Source organism: Brachybacterium sp. FME24, from assembly GCF_014897705.1.
GTDB lineage: Bacteria > Actinomycetota > Actinomycetes > Actinomycetales > Dermabacteraceae > Brachybacterium.
The window spans coordinates 75,360-98,870 of record NZ_JABUXV010000013.1 but is presented as its reverse complement, the minus strand read 5'-3'; the positions used below and the strand labels follow the sequence as shown (position 1 = coordinate 98,870).

At 69.7% G+C, this 23,511-nt stretch carries 24 protein-coding genes; 20 read left to right on the top strand and 4 right to left on the bottom strand.

The features are described from left to right. The first annotated feature begins 17 nt into the window (after positions 1–17). The 3 genes from INT51_RS15525 (at position 18) to rlmB (ending at position 3,006) form a co-directional block, all read left to right on the top strand. Positions 18–500 carry a phage holin family protein gene (locus INT51_RS15525; RefSeq protein WP_193106243.1) on the top strand — a complete coding sequence of 161 codons (483 nt, stop codon included), beginning with the start codon at positions 18–20 and terminating at the stop codon, positions 498–500. 77 nt (positions 501–577) lie between these two features. Next, positions 578–2,020, top strand: coding sequence for a cysteine--tRNA ligase (gene cysS, locus INT51_RS15520; protein ID WP_193106242.1), 1,443 nt, complete (start codon positions 578–580; stop codon positions 2,018–2,020). An 11-nt stretch (positions 2,021–2,031) separates the two neighbouring features. Continuing rightward, entirely contained in the window at positions 2,032–3,006 is a 975-nt protein-coding gene (rlmB, locus tag INT51_RS15515; protein WP_193106241.1) for a 23S rRNA (guanosine(2251)-2'-O)-methyltransferase RlmB, read from the top strand. Between the two features lie 55 nt (positions 3,007–3,061). Here the strand turns inward: rlmB and INT51_RS15510 are convergent, their stop codons facing one another. The 3 genes from INT51_RS15510 to INT51_RS15500 all read right to left on the bottom strand — a co-directional run bounded on the left by INT51_RS15510 (position 3,062) and on the right by INT51_RS15500 (position 6,256). Further along, positions 3,062–3,763 (bottom strand): YitT family protein, encoded by a 702-nt coding sequence (locus INT51_RS15510; RefSeq protein WP_193106240.1) that lies wholly within the window; start codon positions 3,761–3,763, stop codon positions 3,062–3,064. A gap of 16 nt (positions 3,764–3,779) precedes the next feature. Then, positions 3,780–5,021: a DUF4032 domain-containing protein gene (locus INT51_RS15505; RefSeq protein ID WP_193106239.1), complete on the bottom strand. Its 1,242-nt coding sequence runs from the start codon at positions 5,019–5,021 to the stop codon at positions 3,780–3,782. A gap of 149 nt (positions 5,022–5,170) precedes the next feature. Beyond that, positions 5,171–6,256: an ABC transporter ATP-binding protein gene (locus INT51_RS15500; RefSeq protein WP_193106238.1), complete on the bottom strand. Its 1,086-nt coding sequence runs from the start codon at positions 6,254–6,256 to the stop codon at positions 5,171–5,173. Positions 6,257–6,532: 276 nt separating this feature from the next. Between INT51_RS15500 and INT51_RS15495 the strand changes: the two genes are divergently transcribed. Both INT51_RS15495 and INT51_RS15490 read left to right on the top strand, forming a co-directional pair. Beyond that, positions 6,533–7,264 carry a peptide deformylase gene (locus tag INT51_RS15495; protein WP_193106237.1) on the top strand — a complete coding sequence of 244 codons (732 nt, stop codon included), beginning with the start codon at positions 6,533–6,535 and terminating at the stop codon, positions 7,262–7,264. A gap of 164 nt (positions 7,265–7,428) precedes the next feature. After that, complete coding sequence (locus INT51_RS15490) at positions 7,429–8,166, top strand: hypothetical protein (protein ID WP_226985771.1); 738 nt, start codon at positions 7,429–7,431, stop codon at positions 8,164–8,166. Between the two features lie 106 nt (positions 8,167–8,272). Here INT51_RS15490 and INT51_RS15485 read toward each other — a convergent pair whose 3' ends face one another. Further along, the gene (locus tag INT51_RS15485) at positions 8,273–8,785 is read right to left on the bottom strand and encodes an inorganic diphosphatase (RefSeq protein ID WP_193106235.1); all 513 of its coding nucleotides are present in this window, start codon (positions 8,783–8,785) and stop codon (positions 8,273–8,275) included. 100 nt (positions 8,786–8,885) lie between these two features. Here INT51_RS15485 and INT51_RS15480 point away from each other — a divergent pair, with 100 nt between their 5' ends. The 15 genes from INT51_RS15480 to INT51_RS15410 all read left to right on the top strand — a co-directional run bounded on the left by INT51_RS15480 (position 8,886) and on the right by INT51_RS15410 (position 23,496). Next, positions 8,886–10,262 carry a D-alanyl-D-alanine carboxypeptidase/D-alanyl-D-alanine-endopeptidase gene (locus INT51_RS15480; RefSeq protein ID WP_304502215.1) on the top strand — a complete coding sequence of 459 codons (1,377 nt, stop codon included), beginning with the start codon at positions 8,886–8,888 and terminating at the stop codon, positions 10,260–10,262. Continuing rightward, positions 10,262–11,356 (top strand): tRNA lysidine(34) synthetase TilS, encoded by a 1,095-nt coding sequence (gene tilS / locus INT51_RS15475; RefSeq protein ID WP_193106233.1) that lies wholly within the window; start codon positions 10,262–10,264, stop codon positions 11,354–11,356. The genes INT51_RS15480 and tilS overlap by 1 nt, the downstream gene beginning before the upstream one ends. Positions 11,357–11,401: 45 nt before the next feature. Further along, positions 11,402–11,956, top strand: a complete 555-nt coding sequence (hpt, locus tag INT51_RS15470; RefSeq protein WP_193106232.1) for a hypoxanthine phosphoribosyltransferase — start codon at positions 11,402–11,404, stop codon at positions 11,954–11,956. Between the two features lie 2 nt (positions 11,957–11,958). After that, positions 11,959–14,193, top strand: a complete 2,235-nt coding sequence (gene ftsH / locus INT51_RS15465) for an ATP-dependent zinc metalloprotease FtsH (protein WP_193106231.1) — start codon at positions 11,959–11,961, stop codon at positions 14,191–14,193. 1 nt (position 14,194) lies between these two features. After that, positions 14,195–14,761, top strand: coding sequence for a GTP cyclohydrolase I FolE (folE, locus tag INT51_RS15460; RefSeq protein ID WP_193106230.1), 567 nt, complete (start codon positions 14,195–14,197; stop codon positions 14,759–14,761). A gap of 10 nt (positions 14,762–14,771) precedes the next feature. After that, positions 14,772–15,626, top strand: coding sequence for a dihydropteroate synthase (gene folP / locus INT51_RS15455; protein WP_193106268.1), 855 nt, complete (start codon positions 14,772–14,774; stop codon positions 15,624–15,626). After that, entirely contained in the window at positions 15,623–16,567 is a 945-nt protein-coding gene (folK, locus tag INT51_RS15450; protein ID WP_193106229.1) for a 2-amino-4-hydroxy-6-hydroxymethyldihydropteridine diphosphokinase, read from the top strand. Before folP ends, folK begins: the two co-directional genes overlap by 4 nt. Next, positions 16,564–17,082: a DUF3180 domain-containing protein gene (locus INT51_RS15445; protein WP_193106228.1), complete on the top strand. Its 519-nt coding sequence runs from the start codon at positions 16,564–16,566 to the stop codon at positions 17,080–17,082. Before folK ends, INT51_RS15445 begins: the two co-directional genes overlap by 4 nt. A 153-nt stretch (positions 17,083–17,235) precedes the next feature. Beyond that, positions 17,236–17,805, top strand: a complete 570-nt coding sequence (locus INT51_RS15440) for a PH domain-containing protein (protein WP_193106227.1) — start codon at positions 17,236–17,238, stop codon at positions 17,803–17,805. Then, positions 17,802–19,511: a PH domain-containing protein gene (locus tag INT51_RS15435; protein ID WP_193106226.1), complete on the top strand. Its 1,710-nt coding sequence runs from the start codon at positions 17,802–17,804 to the stop codon at positions 19,509–19,511. Before INT51_RS15440 ends, INT51_RS15435 begins: the two co-directional genes overlap by 4 nt. Further along, entirely contained in the window at positions 19,508–20,410 is a 903-nt protein-coding gene (locus INT51_RS15430; protein ID WP_193106225.1) for a Rossmann-like and DUF2520 domain-containing protein, read from the top strand. The genes INT51_RS15435 and INT51_RS15430 overlap by 4 nt, the downstream gene beginning before the upstream one ends. Beyond that, a complete protein-coding gene (panC, locus tag INT51_RS15425; protein ID WP_193106224.1) occupies positions 20,407–21,312 on the top strand; it encodes a pantoate--beta-alanine ligase in 906 nt (301 codons plus the stop codon). Before INT51_RS15430 ends, panC begins: the two co-directional genes overlap by 4 nt. Positions 21,313–21,354: 42 nt before the next feature. Further along, the gene (lysS, locus tag INT51_RS15420; RefSeq protein ID WP_193106223.1) at positions 21,355–22,863 is read left to right on the top strand and encodes a lysine--tRNA ligase; all 1,509 of its coding nucleotides are present in this window, start codon (positions 21,355–21,357) and stop codon (positions 22,861–22,863) included. A gap of 1 nt (position 22,864) precedes the next feature. Then, positions 22,865–23,032, top strand: a complete 168-nt coding sequence (locus tag INT51_RS15415) for a hypothetical protein (RefSeq protein ID WP_193106222.1) — start codon at positions 22,865–22,867, stop codon at positions 23,030–23,032. Positions 23,033–23,163: 131 nt separating this feature from the next. Continuing rightward, entirely contained in the window at positions 23,164–23,496 is a 333-nt protein-coding gene (locus tag INT51_RS15410) for an Lsr2 family protein (protein ID WP_193106221.1), read from the top strand. Positions 23,497–23,511: the final 15 nt, after the last annotated feature.

Here is a 23,511-nt window from a genome sequence, read left to right as displayed (position 1 = left end):
TGAGATAGGCTCCGACCATGATCAACACCACGAACGATCCGAGCACACCGCCTACCCAGCGGTCCATCGGTGAACTCGTCCAGTCCATCCGTGACGAGCTCCTCGGTGTCGTCCACCACGAGATCGACATCGCCAAGAAGGAAGTCACTGCGCTCGCGATCAAGGCAGGCATCATCGCCGCCTGCGCCGCCGTGCTGCTGTTCCTGCTGCTCTCGGCCTGGGTGATGCTGCTGTTCGCCGCGGCCACCGGGCTGCAGGCCCTGGGGCTTCCCTACTGGGCTGCCTTCCTCATCGTGGCCGGTGTGTTCATCCTGGTGGGCGCGATCGCCGGGCTGGTCGCCTTCCTCGTCTCCAAGAAGCTCAAGGCGCCCGAGACCACCATCGAGACCGCGCAGGCCGCGGTCGGCGCGGTCCAGGGCAAGCGTCGCCAGAACGCCGTCTCCTACGACGACACCTTCGAGGAGCTCTACGGCAAGAAGGTCAGCGCCCGCACCGAGTGATCGTCGTGGGGTGATCCTCGCGATCCCGTGCGAGCCGCAGGCGATCGCGCTGGTGCCAGGGCAGTACCCTGGTGCGCGTGACTCTTCACCTGCACGACACCGCCACCCGTACCGACGCACCGTTCATCCCGGTGCGGGAGGGGGCGGTGTCGCTGTACGTCTGCGGTCCCACCACTCAAGGGGCCCCGCACCTCGGCCACCTGCGCACCTTCCTCGCCTTCGATGTGCTGGTGCGCTGGCTGGAGCGCAGCGGGTACGACGTCACCCACATCCGCAATGTCACCGATATCGACGACAAGATCCTCTCCAAGTCCGCAGAGACCGGCGCCCAGTGGTGGGCGTGGTCCCTGCGCTTCGAGCGAGAATTCCAGGACGTCCTGGATCGCATCGGGAACCGCCGCCCCGACTACGAGCCCCGTGCCACCGGGCACGTGCCGGAGATGATCGAGCTGATGCAGCTGCTCATCGAACGCGGCCACGCCTATGCCGACGGCGACGGCTCCGTGTACTTCTCCGTCACGTCCCTCCCGACCTACGGCTCGCTGACCAAGCAGGCCCTCGAGGACATGCAGGATGCGGGCGAGGAGATGGCGCCGGGCAAACGTGATCGCCGCGATTTCGCGCTCTGGAAGGCCGCCAAGTCCGGCGAGCCCGAGACTGCCTCCTGGGACACCCCCTTCGGTCGCGGCCGCCCGGGCTGGCACCTCGAGTGCTCCGCGATGAGCCGCAAGTACCTCGGGGAGACCTTCGACATCCATGCCGGCGGTCTCGACCTGCGCTTCCCGCACCATGAGAACGAGCAGGCGCAGTCCCACGCCGCCGGGTTCGGCTTCGCGAAGCGGTGGATGCACGCCGGAGTGCTCACCGTGGACGGATTGAAGATGGGCAAGAGCCTGGACAACTTCGTCACCGCTGCCGGCGCGCTGGCGGATCACCCCACCCCTGCGGTCCGTCTCGCCCTGATCAGTGGGCACTACCGGGCGACGGTCGAGTACAACGCGACGGCGATGCAGGAGGCCGAGGTGGTGTGGGAGCGTTTCACCGCGACCGCCCGCCGCGCAGCCGAGATCCTGGGTGAGGCCCCGCTGAGCGCAGCAGAGGCGGATCTCGGTGCCCTCGAGCTGCCCGCCGAGTTCACGGCGGCACTGGACGACGACCTCGCGGTCCCCGAGGCGCTCGCGGTCATCCACCGCGAGCAGTCCGCGCTGAACACCCTCCTCGCCGTCGGCGGCGCGGAGAGCGTCGAGATCGCCACAGGGCTCGGCCGCCTGCGCGCCATGCTCGACGTGCTGGGCCTGGACCCGCTGGCCCCGCAGTGGGCGAGCACCGGCGCAGCGTCCGGCGCCGAGCACGAGGCGCTGGACGCCCTGATCACCACCCAGCTGACTGCCCGTGAGGCAGCCCGCGCCGAGAAGGACTGGGCCCGGGCAGATGCTCTGCGGGACGCGCTGAGCGCCGCCGGCATCCGCGTCGAGGACGGCCAGGACGGCGCACGCTGGACACTCGAGACCACAGACTGAGGAGAACACCCATGGCAGGAAACAGCTCGCGTCGAGGCGCGGTGCGCAAGGGCAAGAAGGGCGCGACCGTCGGCTCCGGCGGCGTACGTCGCCGCGCGCTCGAAGGCAAGGGGCCCACGCCCCGGGCCGAGGACCGACCGGCGCACAAGAAGTTCGCGGGCTCGTCCTCGTCCGGGACAAGCTCCGCGGCGCGTCGCGGGGGCCCCGGGGGCAAGGGTGCGCGGAAGGCGCCGGGCAGCGATCAGGTCGCCGGCCGCAACGCTGTGCTCGAGGCCCTGCAGGAGAACGTGCCGGCGACCCAGCTGACCGTGATGGTCCGTCTGGACTCCGACGAGCGCGTGGGCGAGATCATGCGCTTGGCCCAGGCCCAGGGCATGCCGGTCGCGGAGGCCTCCCGGACCGACCTGGACCGGATGACCGACCACGCCGTGCACCAGGGCGTCGCGCTCACCATGCCGCCCTACGCATACGCCGAGATCGATGACCTCCTGGAGATCGCCTCGGACCGCTTCGAGCCGCCGCTGCTGATCGCCCTGGACTCCATCACCGACCCCCGCAATCTCGGAGCGATCCTGCGCTCGGCGGACGCCTTCGGTGCCCACGGCGTCATCCTGCCCGAGCGTCGCAGCGTCTCGATGACCGCCAGCGTGTGGAAGGTCGCCGCCGGGGCGGCAGGGCGGGTCCGCGTCGCCCAGGTGACGAACCTCAACCGCACCCTCACCGCCCTCAAGGAGGATGGTGTCTTCGTGCTCGGCCTCGACGCGGGCGGTGACGTCACCTCACGCGAGCTCGAGCTCGGCACGCAGCCGACCGTGCTGGTCGTCGGCGCGGAGGGCAAGGGCCTGTCCCGGCTCGCCCGAGAGATCAGCGACCAGGTGGTGTCGATCCCGATGACCGGGGGCACCGAGTCGTTGAACGCCTCGGTGGCCGCGGCCATCGCGCTCTACGAGATCTCCGGGGTCCGCGAGGCGCAAGGGCCCGCCTGAACCAGAGGCGCAGTGGAATGGTGGGTGAGCCCGAACCACCGGCGCACCCGATCGCTCAAGCGGGGTTTGCCGGCGTCTCCGGTTCCACCGCGCCGCCCGCCGCTGCGCCGCCCGGACGGTGCACGGGGATGATCACGGACGGCAGGGCCAGCTGGATCACCGGTCCGAGGCCGACCGCATAGACGATCGTGCCCACGCCGATCGGTCCGCCGAGTGCCCATCCGGTACCCAGCACGAGCACCTCCAATCCGATGCGCACCGGGCCGACGGGGCGGCGCAGCCGTCGGCCCAAGCCGGTCATCAGTCCGTCGCGCGGGCCGGGGCCCAGCTGGGCCCCGATGTACACGGCGGCGCTGAGGCCGTTGAGCAGGACGCCCATGACCATCAGGACCGCGGCGAGGGGCAGGCTCTGCACCGGAGGCAGGAGCATCATGCCCACATCGAGGCTCGTGCCCACCCAGATGGCGTTGGCGATCGTGCCGATCCCCGGCTGTTCCCGGAGCGGTATCCACGCCAGCAGCAGCACGAAGCTCACGGCGATGCTCACGGTGCCGACGCTCAGGCCGGCTCGGTCCGCGATCGCTGCATGGAGCACGTCCCAGGGTGCCCCGCCGAGCCCCGACCGCAGCAGCATCGCCAGCGACAGGCCGAAGCCGGTCAGTCCCACCATCATCTGAATCAGGCGAAGGGGGAGGCGATCCACCCGGAGCTGGTCGCGCAGCGAGAGATTGGACAGCGAACGGGGAGGCTCGGCCATGTCGAGGTCGGGCCTCTCAGATGTCGAAGATCGGCAGGGCCGAGGTCTCGGTCGTCACCAGGGACTTCTCGTCCGGTCGGTGGATCAGGACGTTGAGGATGTAGTGCCGCACCGTCTCGTCGAGGCTGACGTCGGTCCCGGCCTGCTCGGACAGGAACCACTTGTGCTCGAGCACCTCGTGATAGAACTCCGGTGGCTCGAGCTTCGACCGCATCGACCGAGGGATGGCGCGCACCACGGGTTCGTACTGGTGCTGCAGCCACTCGTGGGCGACGAACTCCTCCTCCTCGGCCTGCTGCTCGGTGGACGCGCGGTACTGATCGAGATCGTTGAGCAGTCGTCGGGCCTGGTTCTCCTGGGCGTCGATGCCCGTGAGCCGCAGCAGTCGCCGGGAGTGGTGGCCCGCGTCGACGACCTTCGGGAGGATCGAGAGGGAGGTGCCGTCGAGGTCGGTGGTGATCTCGAGCTCGCCCACGTCGAATCCGAGCGTGTTGAGCCTCTCGATACGGGCCGAGACCCGCCACCGTTCGTCGACCGAGAACGCTTCGCGTTCGGTGAGGGCGGACCACAGGCTGTCGTAGCGGCGCACCAGGTCGTCGCCCACCTGGACCGGATCCGCCTCGGGGTCGAACAGGTCACCGGCCTGCAGATCCATCAGCTCGCCGATGATGTTGGTGCGCGCGAGGTCGAGGTCGTAGTGGCGTTGGCCGTTCGAGAGCCTCTCGTGGAGGCTGCCCGTCTCGACGTCGACGATGTACGCGGCGAAGGCTCCGGCGTCCCGGCGGAACAGCGTGTTGGACAGCGAGACGTCACCCCAGTAGAAGCCTTCGATGTGGAGATGGACAAGCAGCACGGCGAGGGCGTCGAGGAGGCGGTGCGCGGTGTCCTCCCGCGAGACCTGGCTGAACACTGCTCGGTAAGGCAGGGAGAACTGCAGATGGCGGGTGATGAGCATGGCGTCCAGCGGTTCCCCGGCGGCAGTGGTGCGACCGGAGATCACGGCGAAGGGCACGACAGAGGGAACACCGAGGCGACCCAGCAGTCGGAGCATCTCGTACTCCCGCTTGGCGAGGTCGTGGTTGATCTCCTTCAGGGCCAGGACGCGCCCGGAGACCCGCACGAATCGCACCACGTGCCGGGAGATGCCGCGGGGGAGGGCGGCGAGTCTCTCCTCGGGCCAGTCCTCCAGCGGCTGGTCCCAGGGCAGGTCGAACAGGGCCGGATCTGCCCGGGACGCGGTGATCTCCAGGGGTGCCATTGCTCCATTCTCTCCCGAACGGGGGTCCCGTGCCCACTCTTCGACCCGTTTTCACCACATGACAACAGAAACCTCACGCCGGGTCCTGACGAAGGACGACGGGCGCCCGGCTGCTGCCGGACGCCCGTCGAGTGATACTGAGGGGGAGGTCAGTCGCCCAGGCGCTGACCGTTCTTCGCATCGAAGAGGTGCACATGGCCCTCGCTGGGACGGAAGTAGACCGTATCGCCCTTGGCCGGGGGATTGCGGGCGTCGACCCGTGCGATGAACGGCTTGTCCGTCTCCTCGGCCCCGGCGCGGCGACCGTAGATGAAGGCGTCGGCGCCGAGCTCCTCGACGAGATCGACCTCGATGGCGATGCCCTGGTTGTCGGAGACCAGCTCCAGGTCCTCGGGACGCACACCCACGGTGACCGAGGTCTCATCGGTCTCGGAGAGGGTGGAGCGATCCACGGGCAGCACGGCCCCGCCGAACTCGACTCCCTGGTCGGTGAGCTTGGTGTCGAACAGGTTCATGGCGGGGGAGCCGATGAAGCCGGCGACGAAGACGTTGTTCGGGTGGTCGTACATGCGGCGCGGGGCGTCCAACTGCTGAAGGACTCCGTGGTCGAGCACCGCGACGCGATCGCCCATGGTCATGGCCTCGGTCTGGTCGTGGGTCACGTAGACCGTGGTGACGCCCAGTCGACGCTGCAGCGATGCGATCTGGGTACGGGTGGCCACACGCAGCTTGGCGTCGAGGTTCGACAGCGGCTCGTCCATGAGGAACACCTGCGGCGAGCGCACGATCGCGCGACCCATGGCGACACGCTGACGCTGACCGCCCGAGAGTGCCTTCGGCTTGCGGTCGAGGTACTCGGACAGGTCCAGGATCTCGGCGGCATCCTCGACGCGCTTGCGGATCTCGGCCTTCGGCTTGCCGGCGATCTTCAGGGCGAAGCCCATGTTGTCGGCCACCGACATGTGCGGGTACAGCGCGTAGTTCTGGAACACCATCGCAATGTCGCGATCCTTCGGCGGGACGTCGGTGACATCACGGTCGCCGATCATGATGCGGCCGGCGTCGATCTCCTCGAGACCGGCGAGCATGCGCAGAGCAGTTGACTTGCCGGAGCCCGAAGGGCCGACGAGGACGAGGAACTCGCTGTCTCCGACCTCGATGTTCAGGTTGTCGACGGCCGGGCGCTCCTGGCCCGGGTAGACACGTGACGCGTTGTCGAACGTGACTGTTGCCATGGTGGTACTCCTTCACCGGCAGGTACGTGCCGGACGGTCCGTTGTGAAGTGTGCAGTTCACCGGTCTCGGTCGCTCTCGCGAAGAGGTGCTCCCTTGCACCGGTTCGGGCGAGTGTATCCCAGGTCTCATCGAACAGGAAAACCCTGTCCCTGGTCGTGTCCCTGGTCGCGTTCCTGGTGGTGTCCCTCCGGTGCCGCAGGCCCCGTGATCGCCGCCGACGTCGCGGCAACGGCAGCCAGAGGGTGCGCCCCGGGCGGCTGCGGGATACTGGGGGCGTGGACACCAATGAACTGACCCGGAAGATCCTCGACCGCCGTGCGAAGGAGGGCGATCCCCTGCGGATCGTGCAGTCAGGCCACCCTGCCCTGCGGCGGACAGCAGTCTCGGCCCATGGCCGCCTCCGGACAGAGCTGCTGCTGGAGCTGGTCGACGCCATGACACTCACGATGCGCGACGCACCGGGCGTCGGCCTGGCTGCACCGCAGATCGGACTGCCCCTGTCGCTGTACGTGATCGAGGACCGTGCCGGGAGCGAACCGGATCCGCAGCCGGACGAACCGACCAGCGAGGACGCAGGCGAGGACGGGGACGACGACGGCGACGACGACCTCCTCGAGCGCAGCCCGGTCCCCTTGCGTGCCCTGATGGACTCGCAGATCGAGCTGCTGGGAACCCAGCGTGTCTACGCCTGGGAGGGATGCCTGTCGGTCGATGGATGGCAGTCGATCGTGCCCCGTTCGCGGCGTGTGCGACTGCGGGCGACCGAGCTGCTGCCCGGTGGTGAGCTGCGCGAGGTCGACGAGGAGCACGTGGGCTGGCCCGCACGGATCCTGCAGCACGAGACCGACCACCTGGACGGGACCCTGTGCCACGACCTGATGGTGCCGCGCTCGTTCATCGAGGGCGGCTACACCGTCCACTACTCGGATCTGAGCGAGGCCGTGCGACGGCTCGGTCTGAGCGGGGAGATCGCCACCTTGGGCGAGGGTGAGATCATCGCCGGGTGATCCCTGCTGCGCGGGAGCGGGCAGGTCGGCCCCGGCGCAGCCCAGGTGCAGCCTGGGCGTTCCTGCGCGGCGACGGTCGCCGTTCACGGGCTGTGGTCGGCGCCCCTCCAGACAGGGACGGTAGTTTGGCCCTGTTCACGACCCGAGACAGAACGGAGCCGATGGTGAGCACGAGCGATCAGAACACCCCCGAGACCGAGCAGGATGACAGCGGTGAGTTCCGCGAAGAGCTCGATGAGCGCTGGCTCTCTGTGATCGATGCCGCGCTGAAGATACAGACGCCGCTGGCGCACTCCTATGTGGAGCGCCTTCGCGCCAAGCACCCGGAGGCGACCCAGCGCCAGCTGCTGGAGAAGGTCACGGGCCGTTTCACCGGCCTGATGACCGCGACCGGTGCCGGGATCGGCGGCGTCGCCGCCCTCCCCGGGGTCGGCACCGCCGTGGCTCTCGGTCTGACCGTCGGCGAAGGCGTGTCCTTCGCGGAGTCCTGCGCCTTCCTGACCCTGGCGGCCGCGGACATCTACGACGTGGACATGTCCGACGGGAGCACCCGGCGCCTGGTGCTCATGGGAGTCCTCAGCGGTGAGCGCGGCACGGAGATCATCGCCAAGGCCATGGGCAAGCAGGGGCTGCAGTGGAATGCAGTGCTCGGCGGCGGCAGTGGATTCCTGCCGGGCCTGGTGAGCAAGCAGGTCACCCGCTACGTGCGCCGCCGCGTCATCGCCCGCACCAGCAAGCTGTGGCTCGGTCGGCTCCTGCCCTTCGGCGTCGGAGCCTTCATCGGCGGCTTCGGCGCCCGCGCGGTCTCGAAGTCGGTCGTGGAGGCACTGCTGGAGATCTTCTCCCAGGCCCCCACCATCGATGGGGAGCTCGCGCCCGCGCGCCCGCACCTCGATCGCTGAGCTGAGCTCCGAACGCGACGAGAACGCGACGAGAGGGCCGACCCGGCGGGGTCGGCCCTCTCGTCGTCCCACGGGGCGCGGACCGCTCAGGCGGTCCGCCGCGGGATCACACGTCCTGCGTGAAGTCGTTGGCGTGCTCGGTACCGACCGCGCGGGCGTAGGACTGGCGGATCTCCGCCTCGGCGTCGGACCGCCCCTCCCAGTGGGCGCCCTCGACGCTCTTTCCCGGCTCGAGATCCTTGTAGACCTCGAAGAAGTGCTGGATCTCCAGGCGGTGGAACTCCGAGACGTCGGTGAGCTCCTGTCGTCGCACCTGACGACGGTCCCCGACAGGGACCGCGATGATCTTGTCGTCGCCCCCGGCCTCGTCGCGCATGCGGAACATGCCCAGCGCGCGGCAGCGGATCAGGCACCCCGGGAACGTCGGTTCCTCGAGCAGGACCAGACAGTCCAGGGGGTCGTCGTCCTCGCCGAGGGTCCCCTCGATGAACCCGTAGTCGTCGGGGTAGCGGGTGGCGGTGAACAGCATCCGATCCAGGCGGATCCGCCCATTGTGGTGGTCCACCTCGTACTTGTTCCGGTTCCCGCGAGGGATCTCGATGGTCACGTCGAATTCCACGACAGCCGCTCCGTTGCTCCGGCCCTGTGGGCACTGGTTCTGACCGGGACACCATATCGTGGTGCCCATGGTGGGAAGAGCATCCGAGCGAGTCTGGCGTGTGAGCGCCATAGTTCTGTGTGCGGCGGTCCCTGCGAGCTTCTACCTGCTCGGCGATCTGACCGACGCCTTCCCGGGCGTGCTGACGGTGCAGTCCTCGACCGAGGGGCCCGAGGCGGGCCCGCAGGCCCAGGCCGAGGGATGGGAGCGGGTCTCGGCGGCGGTGCCGGACGCCGAAGTCGCCCCCTCTCCGGACCCGGATGCGAGCGCTGACCTGGCAGAACGGATGTCCGCACCGGCAGCCCTGCCCGTCGTCGACGGTGGCCTGGCCTTCAGCGTGGTCGACGCCGAAACCGGGCAGATCATCGCTGAGCGGGACGCCGACACCGCCCGCGTCCCGGCCTCGACCCTCAAGCTCCTGACCGCTGCCGCGGTGCTGCGTCTGTATTCGGGGGACGAGGTGCTCACCACTCGCGCCACCGTGGTGGACGGCGTGGTGACCCTGCAGGGGGGCGGTGACATGACTCTCAGCGACGAGGACCTGGGGGAGCTCGCCGGCCTGACCGCGGATCTCGCGCGAGAGCAGGGTTCCGCCGAGGTCGCCGTGGCGCTGGACGACTCCTACCTCGCGGGGGGTCAGAACCCTGCCTGGGGGAACAACGGCACCGCCGGCGGCTGGGTGGCCCCCACGGCCTCGCTCGCACTGGAGGAGGGATGGCTCGACGGTGAGCAGTACGGACCGAAGTCCTCCGACCCGGCCGGTGACGCCGCCCGCCGATTCGCCGAGCTGCTGGCGGACGAGGGCCTGGAGGTGACCGGTGAGATCACCCCGGCTCAGGCCCCCGCCGGCGCGCCCTCGGCACAGGTGCACTCCGAGCCCCTCTCCGAGATCGTGCGCCATACCTTGCTGATCTCCGACAACACCACCGCCGAACTGCTCGCCCACCTGGTGGCCGATGCGCGCGGGGAGGAGACCACTCCCGAGGCGGCCGCGGCCGCCGTCGAAGCCGAGATCAGGGAGCTCGCCACCGAGATCGGCGTGTCCGAGACCGATCTCGAGGCGCTCGACATCCGCGACGGCTCCGGCCTCTCGCGCGAGAACCGGGTCCCTCCCGCGCTGCTGGCCGCGGTGCTCGCCGAGGTCTCCTCCGGGGCGACCCCCGCGCTGCAGCAGATCCTGTTCGACGTGCCGGTCGCAGGTTTGACCGGGACTCTGGGTGAGCGCTTCGAAGCCGGTGACTCCGCGGATGCTCGCGGGCTGGTGCGCGGGAAGACCGGTTACCTCGGAGGCGCCGCCACTCTCGCGGGCGTCGTGGTCCTGGCCGACGGCCGCACGGCCGGCTACTCGATCGTGGTGCACGGTTTCGACGGAGCCGACGCCGATGCCGCGCGCGCTGCGGTCGACGCGGTCGCTGTCGAGATGGTGCAGGACCAGTGATGGCCGGCCCCCCGCGTGTCGTCGCCCGCGCCCGGACGGCGATGCGCGCCGCTCTCACCGCGCGCCTCGAGGACCTGGCCGACGACACCGCCGCCGGGCGCCTCTCGCCTCGATTGCTCGTCGGGCTCAGCGGGGGCGCGGATTCCCTGGCGCTGCTGGCGACCACCGTGTGGGTGGGGTCACGCATGGGGTTGCAGACCGAAGCGGCGATCGTCGACCACGGCTTGCAGGAGGGCTCCGACGGCGTCGCCGAGCGCGCCGCCGCCCAGGCGGAGCGGCTCGGGGCCACCGCGCACGTGGTGCGCGCCCGCGTCGAGATCGACGCGGCCGGGGGAGTGGAGAACGCCGCTCGCGCGGCCCGCCATCGTGCCCTGGACCACCTGCTGACCGATCGCGGCGCTCTCGCGCTGTTGATGGGACACACCCTCGATGACCAGGCGGAGCAAGTTCTGATGGCGCTCGCACGGGGTGCCGGACCGCGCGCTCTGGCCGGGATCCCGCGTTCTCGGGGTGCCCTCCTGCGCCCCTTCCTGGGCACCGGCCGCGATGAGACCACTGCGCTGCGTCGCGCAGACACCGAAGAGATCTGCCGCCTCCACGACCTCCAGTGGTGGGAAGACCCGATGAATGCGGACGAATCGATGCTGCGTGCCCGGGTGCGCCACCGGGCGCTGCCCCTGCTGCGAGAGGTGCTGGGCGAGCAGATCGACGAGAACCTCGCCCGCACCGCCGACCTCGTGCGCCCGGACTCCGACCACCTCGACACCGAGGCCCGCGCGGTGCTCGAGGCCCTGCGCCGCGACGGGGGGGAAAGTCGCGAAGAGGGGGACCTGCTGCTGCTGGACGTGCATGCACTCGCGGCCACGGCGGCGCCCCTGCGGACCCGTGTACTGCGCGATGCCTCACGTTCCGCCGAGAGCGCAGTCAGGGTCCCGAACGGCCCCGGATCGACGAAGTCCCTGCTGCGCCGTCAGGTCCTGGCGATCGACGCCCTGGTCGTCTCATGGCACGGTCAGGCTTCGGTACCCGTTCCGGGTAGGATCGAGGTCGCTCGCCGCGACGGCCTGTTGGTGTGGCGCCGTACGGATCCGTGAGCCGCGGCGGACGCACTCCCATCACGTTCCCTGGAGGAGATCCGCGTGCCCCAGACGCACCCCCACCCCGATGTCGAACGCGTGCTGCTGGATGAGCAGCAGATCCGCGAGCGCATCACCGAGATCGGTGAGCAGATCGCCGCGGACTACGCCGACGAGCCACCGATCCTGGTGGGCGTGCTCAAGGGCGCGGTGATGGTGATGGCAGACCTCGCGCGCTCGATCGACCTCAAGGTCGAGATGGACTGGATGGCCGTCTCCTCCTACGGTTCAGGCACCAAGTCCTCCGGCGTCGTGCGGATCCTCAAGGACCTCTCCGCCGATATCTCCGGGCGCAATGTGCTCGTCGTCGAAGACATCATCGACTCGGGCCTGACCTTGAAGTGGCTGCTGTCCAACCTGCGCTCGCGCGGGCCCAAGAGCGTCGAGATCTGCACCCTGCTGCGCAAGCCCGAGGCCGCGCGGGTGGAGATCGACGTCAAATACATCGGTTTCGAGATCCCCAACGAGTTCGTGATCGGCTACGGACTCGACTACTCGGAGGACTACCGGAACCTCCCTTACGTGGGCGTTCTCAAGCGCTCGGTCTACGAGGTCTGAACATGGCGGATTCCTCCCCCAAGAACAAGAGCAAGAACAAGAACAAGAACTCCAGCAAGAAGCGCCGGCCGCTCGCCGGGGTCGCGATCTGGATCCTCGTCGCCCTGCTCCTGGGCATGGCGCTGTTCTCCCTGTTCGGGCGCGACGGCTACCAGCAGATCGACACCCAGCAGGGTCTCGAGCTGCTCGAGGGCGGCACCGTCGAGCAGGCCAAGATCATCGACGGCAACCAGCAGCGGGTCGACCTGGTGCTGACCGAGGACTTCGTCGACGGCGAGGAGGACAAGGGCACGCAGGTGCGCTTCTCCTACGTCGACGCCCGCGGTGCGGACGTGGTCACAGCCGTCGAGGAGGCCGCGCCCGAGAAGGGATACACCGACGAGATCGCCTCCAGCTCCTGGTGGTCGACGCTGCTGCTGTCGTTCCTGCCGCTGCTGATCTTCATCGGCCTGTTCTGGTTCCTCATCATGAACGCGCAGGGTGGCGGCGGCAAGGCCATGCAGTTCGGCAAGTCCAAGGCCAAGCTGTTCAACAAGGAGCAGCCGAAGGTCACCTTCGCCGACGTCGCCGGCGCCGAGGAGGCCGTCGAGGAGCTCGACGAGATCAAGCAGTTCCTGATCGCCCCCGAGCGGTACCAGGCCGTCGGCGCGAAGATCCCCAAGGGCGTGCTGCTGTACGGGCCTCCCGGCACCGGCAAGACCCTGCTCGCCCGCGCGGTGGCCGGCGAGGCCAACGTGCCCTTCTACTCGATCTCCGGTTCGGACTTCGTGGAGATGTTCGTGGGCGTCGGTGCGAGCCGCGTGCGCGATCTGTTCTCCACCGCGAAGGAGAACGCTCCGGCGATCATCTTCATCGATGAGATCGACGCCGTGGGCCGCCACCGCGGTGCAGGCATGGGCGGCGGTCACGATGAGCGCGAGCAGACCCTGAACCAGATGCTGGTGGAGATGGACGGGTTCGAGGAGAACCAGAACGTCATCCTCATCGCCGCGACGAACCGCGTGGACATCCTGGACCCGGCCCTGCTGCGCCCAGGTCGCTTCGACCGCCAGATCGGGGTCGAGGCCCCGGATCTCAAGGGACGCCTGCACATCCTCGGCGTCCACGCCAAGGGCAAGCCGCTGGCCCATGACGTCGACCTCGAGGCCGTCGCCAAGCGCACCATCGGCATGTCCGGTGCGGACCTCGCCAACGTGCTCAACGAGGCGGCCCTGCTGACCGCCCGCAGCGGCAACCAGATCATCGACAACCGGGCCCTGGACGAGGCGGTCGACCGCGTCTCGATGGGCCCGCAGCGCTATTCGAAGGTGATGACCGACCGCGAGCGCCAGATGACGGCGTACCACGAGGGCGGCCACGCCCTGGTGGCCGCGGCGATGAACAACTCGGCGCCGGTCACGAAGGTGACGATCCTGCCGCGCGGCCGTGCGGGCGGGTACACGATGGTCGTCCCCACCCAGGACCGCAACTACCAGTCGCGCAACGAGCTGCTGGACCGACTCGCCTACGCGATGGGTGGATACGCCGTGGAGGAGAGCATCTTCCACGACGTCACCACCGGCCCCAGCTCCGATCTGCAGAACGCCACCAAGATCGCGCGCACCATGGTCATGCAGCTCGGCATGAGCGGGGCCGTGGGCCAGGTCGCCCTCGCCGGCGAGCAGGACGAAGTGTTCGTGGGCATGCAGCAGGGGCAGGCCCCCCGCTTCAGCGCCGAGACCGCGAGCATCATCGACCAGGAGGTGCGCGTCCTTCTGGACACCGCCCTGGACGAGGCCTGGTCCGTGATCGTGGAGAACCGCCACGTGCTCGACCGTCTGGTGGAGGAGCTGCTCGAGAAGGAGACCCTGAACGAGCACGAGCTCGCCGCTCTCTTCACCGATGTCACCAAGCGCCCGCTGCGCGAGGTGTGGCAGTCCAGCCATGAGCGTCCCTCCCTGGCGGCGCCGCAGGCCGGCGCCACCACCACCGCGACGGGGGCGGAGTCCTCCGATGCGGGGGAGCCGCTCAGCCCCGGCGCCCCGGAGCTCCCGCATCCCGGCGGTGACGGGCCCTCGATCCCGGGAGCGCCGCACGGCGACGCCCCGGGCGGCAGCGGCGGCTATGGACCCGGCAACTACGGGTCCGGCAACTACGGGTCCGGCGGCTACGGCTCGACCGACAGCCAGAGCGGGAACGACGGCTACGGCTACCCCGGCCACGACAGCTCCCCGCACGACGACGGGACGGGCCGCTGACATGACGGTCGATCACGCGCGGGTCGAGGCCGCGGTCCGGGAGATCCTCGCCGGGATCGGCGAGGACCCCGACCGGGACGGGCTGCAGGAGACCCCCGCCCGGGTCGCGCGCATGTACGACGAAGTCTTCGAAGGACTCGGACAGGATGCACGCGAGCCGCTGTCGACCACGTTCGACATCGACCATCAGGAGCTGGTCCTGGTGCGCGACATCAGGGTCCACTCGATGTGCGAGCACCACCTGCTGCCGTTCGTCGGCGTCGCCCACGTGGGGTACATCCCCAACGGCGGTGCCGTGACCGGACTCAGCAAGCTGGCGCGATTGGTGAACGTGTACGCCCGTCGACCGCAGGTGCAGGAGCGACTCACCTTCGAGATCGCCGACGCGCTGATGAGCGAGCTCGGCGCCGCCGGGGCGATCGTCGTGATCGAGGCTGAGCACATGTGCATGTCCATGCGCGGGGTGCGCGCCGAGGGCGCTCGAACCGTCACCAGCGCCGTGCGCGGCATGCTGCGCGAGAGCTCGACCACCCGGGCCGAGGCCATGAGCCTCATCCACCGGGCGTGAGCACGTGAGCATCACGACGCGGCCCCGCCCGGACGGACTCCCCGAGCGTCTCGCCGGGGAGGGCACCTTGGTGATCGGCGTCCTGAACGTCACCCCCGACTCGTTCTCCGACGGTGGTGAGCACTTCGACACCGCGGATGCCGTCGCGCACGGCCGTCTGCTCTCCCAGCAGGGAGCCGCGATCGTCGACGTCGGCGGGGAGTCCACTCGCCCCGGCGCACCCCGGGTCGACGAGGACGAAGAGCTGCGGCGGGTGATCCCCGTGATAGAAGCCCTCGCCGCCGAGGGCGTCGTGATCAGCGTGGACACCATGAGGTCCTCGGTGGCGGTCGCCAGCGTCGCGGCCGGCGCCCTGATCGTCAACGATGTCTCCGCCGGTCGCGCGGATATCGACATGGGCGGCGAGGCCGCACGACTGCGGACCCGCCTGGGCACCCCGCCGGTGTTCATCGCCATGCACTGGCGCGGACACAGCGACGTCATGAACGAGCTGGCGGTCTACGAGGACGCCGCGCGCGACAGCGCGACGGAGCTCGAGGACCGGCTGACCGCGCTGCGCGAGGCCGGGGTCGAGGACCGTTTCCTGGTGGCAGACCCCGGTCTCGGCTTCTCCAAGACCGGAGAGCAGAACTGGGACGTGCTCGCGGACTGGGAGGGGATCGCCTCCCACGGGCTGCCGATCCTCATCGGGGCCTCCCGCAAGCGGTTCGTCAGCTCCCTGGGGGTCGATCGCGACGCCGCCACGGCCGCCATCAGCGCGTACAGCGCCGAGCACGGCGCCTGGGCCGTGCGGGTGCACGATGTCCCCTCCTCCCTCGCCGCCGTGCGCGTCGGGGACCGCCTGCGGGGGAATGCTCGCCGATGACCACCCCCGACGCCGCACCGCGACACCTCGACCCCGCTGACGCCGTCCTCCGCCCGATCGGGCGGCTGGACCGCATCGAGGTCGCCGGGATCCGTGCCTGGGGGCGCCATGGAGTGCTCACCCAGGAGAAGGAGCTCGGTCAGCAGTTCCTCGTCGACGTGACGCTGCATCTGTCGACCGCGCCGGCCGGGCGCACCGATGCCCTCTCGCGCACCGTGAACTACGCCGTGGTCGCCGCGGCGGTGCACGAGGAGATCGGCACCGGTGCCCACGATCTGGTGGAGGCGCTGGCCGAGCAGATCGCGCGCCGCATCCTCGAGGACGTCGGATATCCGCTGGTGCGCCGGATCGGCGTGAGGGTGCACAAGCCCTCGGCGCCGGTCGGCCTGCCCGTGGCGGACGTCGTGATCAGCATCGAACGCGACGCACCCCCCGTGCGGGCCGTCCTCGCCCTGGGGACGAACCTCGGCGATCGGGAGGCGCACCTCGCGCGCGCCCTCGACCAGCTCGCGCGGACCGAGGGGGTCGAGGTGGAATGGACCGGCCCGGTCCTGGAGACCGCTCCGATCGGCGGCCCGGGAGGTCAGGAGGCCTTCCTGAACTCCGTGGTCGAGGTGGCCACCGTCCTGGGGCCCTTCGACCTGCTCGAGGTCGCACGCCGCGCCGAGCGTGACGCCCGACGCGAGCGAGTGGTCCGCTGGGGCCCGCGCACCCTCGACGTCGACCTCATCACCTACGGCCGGTACACGAGCGAGGACGAGGAGCTCACTCTCCCGCACCCGCGCGCCCACGAGCGCGCCTTCGTGCTCGGTCCGTGGCACGCGGCCCGTCCCGGCGCAGAACTTCCCGGTCACGGCCCCATCGCCGCGCTGCTGGGTGGCGCCGAGGATCGTGACGGTCTGCGGTCAGGACCGAGCATCCCGGGATTCGATCGCCCGTGAAACCGCTCAATCTGCCGGTCCTGCTGCTGATCCTCGTGGTCGGTGCAGGGTTCGGGGCGCAGATGCTGGAGACGCTTGCCGCCCGCGGTCACTCCCTGCCGATCGCCGGCTGGCTCACCACGGTGGTGCTGCTGGTCCTGGCAGCGGTGCTGCTGACCTATGGGCTCTCGCTGCGCCGATACATGAACGAGTCCGAGGAACGCCGGGTCCATCCGAGCCTCGCCCCGCGACGGCACCAGATCGACCTGCCCACGGCGTTCCGCACGGTGCTGCTGGCCCGGGCCTGCGCCTACACCGGCGCCGTGGTGGGTGGAATCTTCCTGGGTCAGACACTGTTCCTGATCCTCTCGGGAACCGGGGACCCCCTCCGCGGGATCCTGCCCACGGGCGCGGCGGCGCTGGCCGGGATCGTGCTCGGCGTGCTCGGCGTGCTCGTCGAACGCTGGGGCCAGCTGCCCCCGGACGATGGCGACGGCGCGACCGAAGGCGCCGAGCCAGGACACTCGGGGCCCTGAGACCCGATAGGGAATCTGTGCCCCGGGAGCAGGCGCGGAGAGGGCGCACGGAGAGCAGATCTCGATCCGCGCCCGGGGTGCCCGACTTTCGGCGCTGGCGCCGCCCACTCTCGTCGGAGCGCGTCGGGCCGTCGAGGTGACACGATGGTGACCATGACATCCGATCCTGATCCCGCTGAGCGCTCCGCGACGGCGGCGCACATCGAACCCACCGGATCCACGCTCCACGACGACCGGGACGGACTCCTCGGCGCCGACGCGCTGCGCCCTGTCTCCGCGACGCTGATCCGAGCGCGCTACGTGGCGAGCATCGTCGCCTATGTCATCTGGGTGCTGATGATCGCCGGTGCGATCGTCGTGGCCGTGCTGACCGGTTGGTGGTGGATGGCGGCGATCGGCGTGCTGCCGCTGCTCATCCTGCTGCAGAGCCTCGCCTTCACCCCGCGCCGGGTGCGCGCGATCGGCTACCTCGATGCCGAGGAGGACCTCACGATCGCCAGCGGCATCATGTTCCGCTCGGTCCACACGATCCCGTACGGCCGCGTGCAGTCCGTGAAGATCGACGAGGGCCCCGTGGACCGCCGCTACGGACTCGCCAAGCTCACGGTGAGCACCGCCGCCGACGGATCCACCGTCGTGCTGCCGGGCCTGCCCAAACAGGAAGCGGAGCGGCTGCGTGCACTGCTGACCGACCGCGGCATCTCGACCATGGCCGCCCTATGAGCACGCCGGAGCAGCGCCCCGAGACGGCGCCGGACGTCGATGCGACGTCGCAGGCGCTCGGTCCCGCCCCCTCGCCCGCGGTGCCTGACGCCGACGCCTCGCCCGCGGAAACGGGCTCGGTCGCCCCGTCCGAGCAGCGCCGTCGCACGCACCCCATCACCCCGCTGGTGACCGGGTGGAAGATCGTGATCGGCGTCGTCGCGGTGATCTCTGCGCAGAACATCGCCCGACTGATCGACGACTTCACGGTGACCCGCGCCCTCATCGGCGCCGGTGTGCTGGTGGCCGCGATCGTGGTGGCGATCGCCTTCTCCGCGCTGGTCTGGTGGTTCACCACCTACATGGTCGACGAGGACGGGGTGTCCCTGCACATGGGGGTCATCAGCAAGTCCCGCGAGTACGCCCCGCGCGCCCGCATCGAATCCGTCTCGGTCGAACGCCCATTGCTCGCGCGGATCCTGGGACTGGCAAAGGTGCGGGTCGAAGTCGCCGGGGGCGGCGAGTCCTACCTCGACATCGAGTACGTGAAATCCGCCGACGCCGAGGACCTGCGCCGACGGATCCTCGGAGTCGCCACGTCGACCAGCACGGCCGTCGCCGGAGGTGCTGGTGCTGTAGGCGCAGGAGACCGCGCCCAGGAGGCGGACGTCGACGAATCCGTCGACACCGCGCGAGGCGCCACCGGCGCGGCGAGCTCGGACGGTGCGGGGAACACCGCGACCAGCACGAGCGGAGGAACCCTCCAGGAGGTCCTCTACGACGGTGTCACCGATGGCGAGCTGATCGCGAAGATCCCCACGGAGCGCCTCGTGCGCTCGCTGCTGCGCGACGTCGGCTTCCTGCTCGGGATCGTCGTGAGCATCGTCGGCGTCGCGGTCGCGATCATCCTCGCGATCTGGCAGGACGGACTCTCCTTCGCCGTCATCATCGCTCTGCTGCCCACGGCGATCGCCGTTCCGAAGTATGTGTTCGGGCGTATCGAGTCCGGGTGGGGGTTCATCTCGCGCATCACCGACAGGGGGCTGCGGATGCGCCGCGGGCTGGCGAACACCCGCACCGACAACATCGCCTCCGGGCGCATCCAGCGCTTCGAACTGCGCCGCCCCCTGCTGTGGCGCACGCCCGACTGGACGGCGGTCTCGGTGACCGTCGCCGGCATCGATGACGACAGCGAGAACGGGGCCCAGAGCGCCCTGCCGGTCGGCACCCGCGAGGAGCTGTGGTCGACGCTCGGTCACCTCGCCGCGCCGCTGGGCACGGCCGACGATCTCGCAACCCTCGAGCATCTCCTCACGGCGCCGGCCCGGGAGATCACCGGGGTCAGGACCCCGATCAGGGCCTGGTGGATCGCACGCCGCACCCAGGTGACCGTGCTGCTGCCCGGCGCTCTGATCCACCGCAGCGGCATCGTCAGCAGGACTGTGCAGATCGTGCCCCGTGAACGGATCCAGGAGCTCACGCTCGAGGACGATCCCTTCGGTCGCAAGCTCGGCGTGCTCGACCTGAAAGTCGGGATCGCCGGGTACACCTTGGCGTTGGGGAGCCTCGCCCGCGAAGACGCGCTCGCTCTGCACGGAGTGCTCGCACGGGACGCCCGTCGACTGCGCCGCTACCAGGACCGCGAGCACTGGCCGCAGCCCGCGCTGCGGCTCCTCGGCAGCGAGACGACGAACTCCACGGGAGCCGACTCCCAGGAGGTTCGATGACCCCGCCCCGGCTCGGCATCGGCGTGATCGGCGCCGGGCGGGTGGGCGCCGTCCTCGGCGCCGCCCTGCGTGCTCAGGGGCATGCCATCACCGGCGCCTACGCGGTCTCCGACGCCTCCCGCGAGCGCGCCGAGGAGCTGCTGCCCGGCGTTCCCCTCCTGGACCTCCCCGCGATCGTGGAGCGCAGCGAGATGCTGCTGCTCGCCGTCCCCGATGACCAGCTGGGCCCTCTCGCGGCCGGCATCGCCTCCACCGGGCTCGCCCCGGGTGGCCAGCTCGTCGTCCACACCTCGGGTCGCTTCGGCACGGAGGTGCTCGCGCCGCTGGCCGACTCCGGGAGCGCGACCCTCGCCATCCACCCCGCCATGACGTTCACCGGCACCCGCGCGGACCTGTCCCGGCTGATCGGCTGCCCGATGGCGATCACCGCAGCGCCGACGTTCCTGCCGGTCGCCGGAGCGCTCGTGGTCGAGCTCGGAGGAGAGGCCGTCGTACTCGCCGAGGGGGACAGGCCGCTCTACCACGCCTCCCTCGCCCACGCGGCGAACCACCTCGTGGTGCTCGTCGACCAGGCCCGCGAGGCGCTCGGCCGCCTCGGCATCGACGATCCCGGCGCCTACCTCCGCCCCCTGCTGGAGGCGGCGCTCGAGGAGTCCCTGCGCCACGGGTCGAAGGCCCTGACCGGCCCGGTGATGAGGGGGGACGCCGGGACTGTGACCGCGCACCTGGAGGCGCTCGACGACCTCGACCTGACCGGGGTCGCGGGGGAGCGGGGCGATACCGGCGACACCTACCGCGCGCTGGCCCTGGCCGCCCTGTCCCGTGCCACACTCCCCGAGAGCACCCGGGCACAGATCCGAGACCTGCTCGAGGACCGCCCGACGACGGAGGACGCATGACCCAGAACCACGATCGTGGGACCGACCCCGCCCTGGCCGTCGCCGGTGAGCACGGTGCACAGGGACGCACCACGCTGGTGACCACCAAGGCGCAGCTGCGGGCGCGCCGGGCCGAGATGGTCGGCACCGTCGCGGCGGTGTTCACGATGGGCGCCCTGCACGAAGGGCACCTGACCCTGATCGCCCGCGCCCGCGAACTCGCCGACCACGTGATCCTGTCGGTCTTCGTCAATCCCCTGCAGTTCGGGCCCGGCGAGGACTTCGAGGCCTACCCACGGGTGCTGGAGGAGGATCTCGCCCTCGTGGACGGTCACGTGGACCTCGTCTTCGCCCCGTCGACGGCGCAGATGTACCCCGTGCTCCCCCCGACGGTCTCCGTGACCGCAGGCCGCGCGGGCACGATCCTCGAAGGGGCGGACCGTCCCGGGCACTTCGACGGTGTGGTCACGGTGGTCACCAAGCTGCTGCAGCTGACCGACCCTCATCTGACGGTGTTCGGGCGCAAGGACGCCCAGCAGCTCGCGATCATCCAGAGCCTGGTCTCGGACCTCGACCTCCCGGTTCGGATCGAGCCCGTCGAGATCCAGCGCGAGCCCACGGGGCTGGCTCGATCCAGTCGCAATGCGTATCTCACCGACTCGGGCCGCGAGCAGGCGCTGGCCCTGTCCCGCACCCTCGCCGCGGTCGAGGCGGCGGCACCCTCGCGCGGGGCGATCCAGGCAGCCCTCACGGACGCCCTCACCCGCGCCGAGATCGAGTGGTCCTACGCGCTGGCCCTGGATCCGACCACGCTCGAGGAGATCGGGCCGGACCATCGCGGCGAGGTGCTCGTGGCCCTCGCCGGTCGCGTCGAGGGCACCCGTCTGCTGGACGCAGCTGTGGTGGTGGCGACAGCCCCCTGAGGGGACGGACGATTTGCTGGGCAGTGATGCGAGAATGCACCCATGAGTGAGAACGAACCTGCCTTCGACCCGACGGACGCCTCCGACCAGGTCGCGGTCCGCAAGTCCAAGCGGGAGCGACTGCTCGAACGCGGGGAGGAGGCCTATCCGGTCTCGGTCCCGGTGACCACCTCCATCGCTGCGGTGCGCTCGACCTATGGCCATCTCGAGGCAGGCCAGGAGACCGCGGACGTCGTCGGTGTGGCAGGTCGTGTCGTATTCCAGCGCAACACCGGCAAGCTCGCCTTCATCACCATCCAGGACGGTGCCGGCCAGCGCCTCCAGATCATGGCCTCCCTCGCGGAGATCGGCGAGCAGCGCCTGAGCGACCTGAAGGCCGACGTCGACCTCGGCGACCACGTCTTCTTCCAGGGCCGGGTCGGCGCCTCCCGCCGCGGAGAGCTCAGCGTGTTCGCGTCCATCTGGCAGATGGCCGCGAAGGCCGTGCGCCCGCTGCCGGTGCTCCACGCGGAGCTGTCCGAGGAGTCGCGGGTCCGTCGTCGATATGTCGATCTGATCGTGCGTCAGCAGGCCCGGGACAGTGTGCGTCAGCGAGCCGCTGTGATGCATGCCCTGCGTGCCTCATTCCACGAACGGGACTTTCTCGAGATCGAGACTCCGATGCTGCAGGTGATCCCTTCGGGCGCCGCGGCGCGCCCGTTCGTCACCCATATGAATGCGTTCGACCTCGATGTATATCTGCGGATCGCGCCCGAGCTGTACATGAAGCGGGCGGCCGTGGGCGGTCTCGAGCGGGTCTTCGAGATCAACCGGAACTTCCGCAACGAAGGTGCCGACTCCACTCATTCGCCCGAGTTCGCGATGCTCGAGGCGTATCAGGCGTACGGGGATTACGACACGATCGGAGATCTCACCCAGGCTCTCGTGCAGGAAGCCGCAGAACACGCCACCGGATCTCAGATCGTCACTCTCGCCGACGGGACGGAATATGACTTCTCCGGCGAGTGGGCGCAGATCACCGTCTACGGCTCCCTCTCCGAGGCGCTCGGTGAGGAGATCACCCCGGAGACCACCCCGGAGCGCCTGCGGGAGATCGCGCGCTCCCTGGACCTGGATCTGGATCACCCTCGATTCGGGCACGGCAAGCTCATCGAGGAGCTGTTCGAGCACCAGGTGGGCGATCACCTCTACGAGCCGACCTTCGTGCGTGACTTCCCGGTCGAGACCAGCCCCCTGGTGCGGGCCCATCGTTCCACTCCAGGTGTGGTCGAGAAGTGGGACCTGTACGTGCGCGGCTTCGAGCTGGGCACCGGCTACTCCGAGCTCGTGGACCCCGTGATCCAGCGGGAGCGCTTCGCCCAGCAGGCGGCCCTCGCCGCGCAGGGCGACGACGAGGCGATGCGCCTGGACGAGGACTTCCTCGAGGCGATGGAGTACGCGCTCCCGCCCACGGGCGGCATGGGCATGGGCGTGGACCGTCTGCTCATGGCGCTGACCGGTCTCGGTATCCGGGAGACCATCCTGTTCCCGTTCGTGAAGCCGGAGGCCTGACATGGACAGTGGATTCTTCTACGAGGCAGGATCGCTGCTGCCGTCGATCGGAGTGGGGCTGCTGTTCTGGTTCGCGATGCGCGCCATTCTGCGCGCGGATCGACGTGAACGTGAGGCCCAGCGACAGGCAGAACAGGATTATCGAGAAGCGCATGCTGCGGATGAATAGGATCACCGTCCGGAACTGATTGTGTGTTCCTGATTGATATTCTCGCGTGCACACCTGATACTAGGTGAAGCCTGCGATGCCACTCCGACATCGCACACGTGAAATACCCAGACCAGCGAGGGAGTACCCCTATGGCACGGAAGACTTATGTGGAGCTCGTCGACGATCTCGATGGCGACAAGGCCGTCGAGACCGTGAGCTTCGCCGTGGACGGCGTCGCCTACGAGATCGATCTGTCCGAGGACAACGCGCAGAAGCTCCGTGAGGACTTCGGCAGCTGGGTCCGCAAGGCACGCCGCGTCGGTGGCCGTCGCAGCCGTGGCACCTCGGGGGCTCGCGCGGGCGGTTCGAACGATTCCGCGCGCATCCGCGAGTGGGCCCGTGAGGCCGGCTACGAGGTTCCGGACCGTGGCCGTATCTCGGGCACCATCCGCAAGGCCTATGAGGACGCCCACGCGAACTGATCGCGCAGCGTTCCC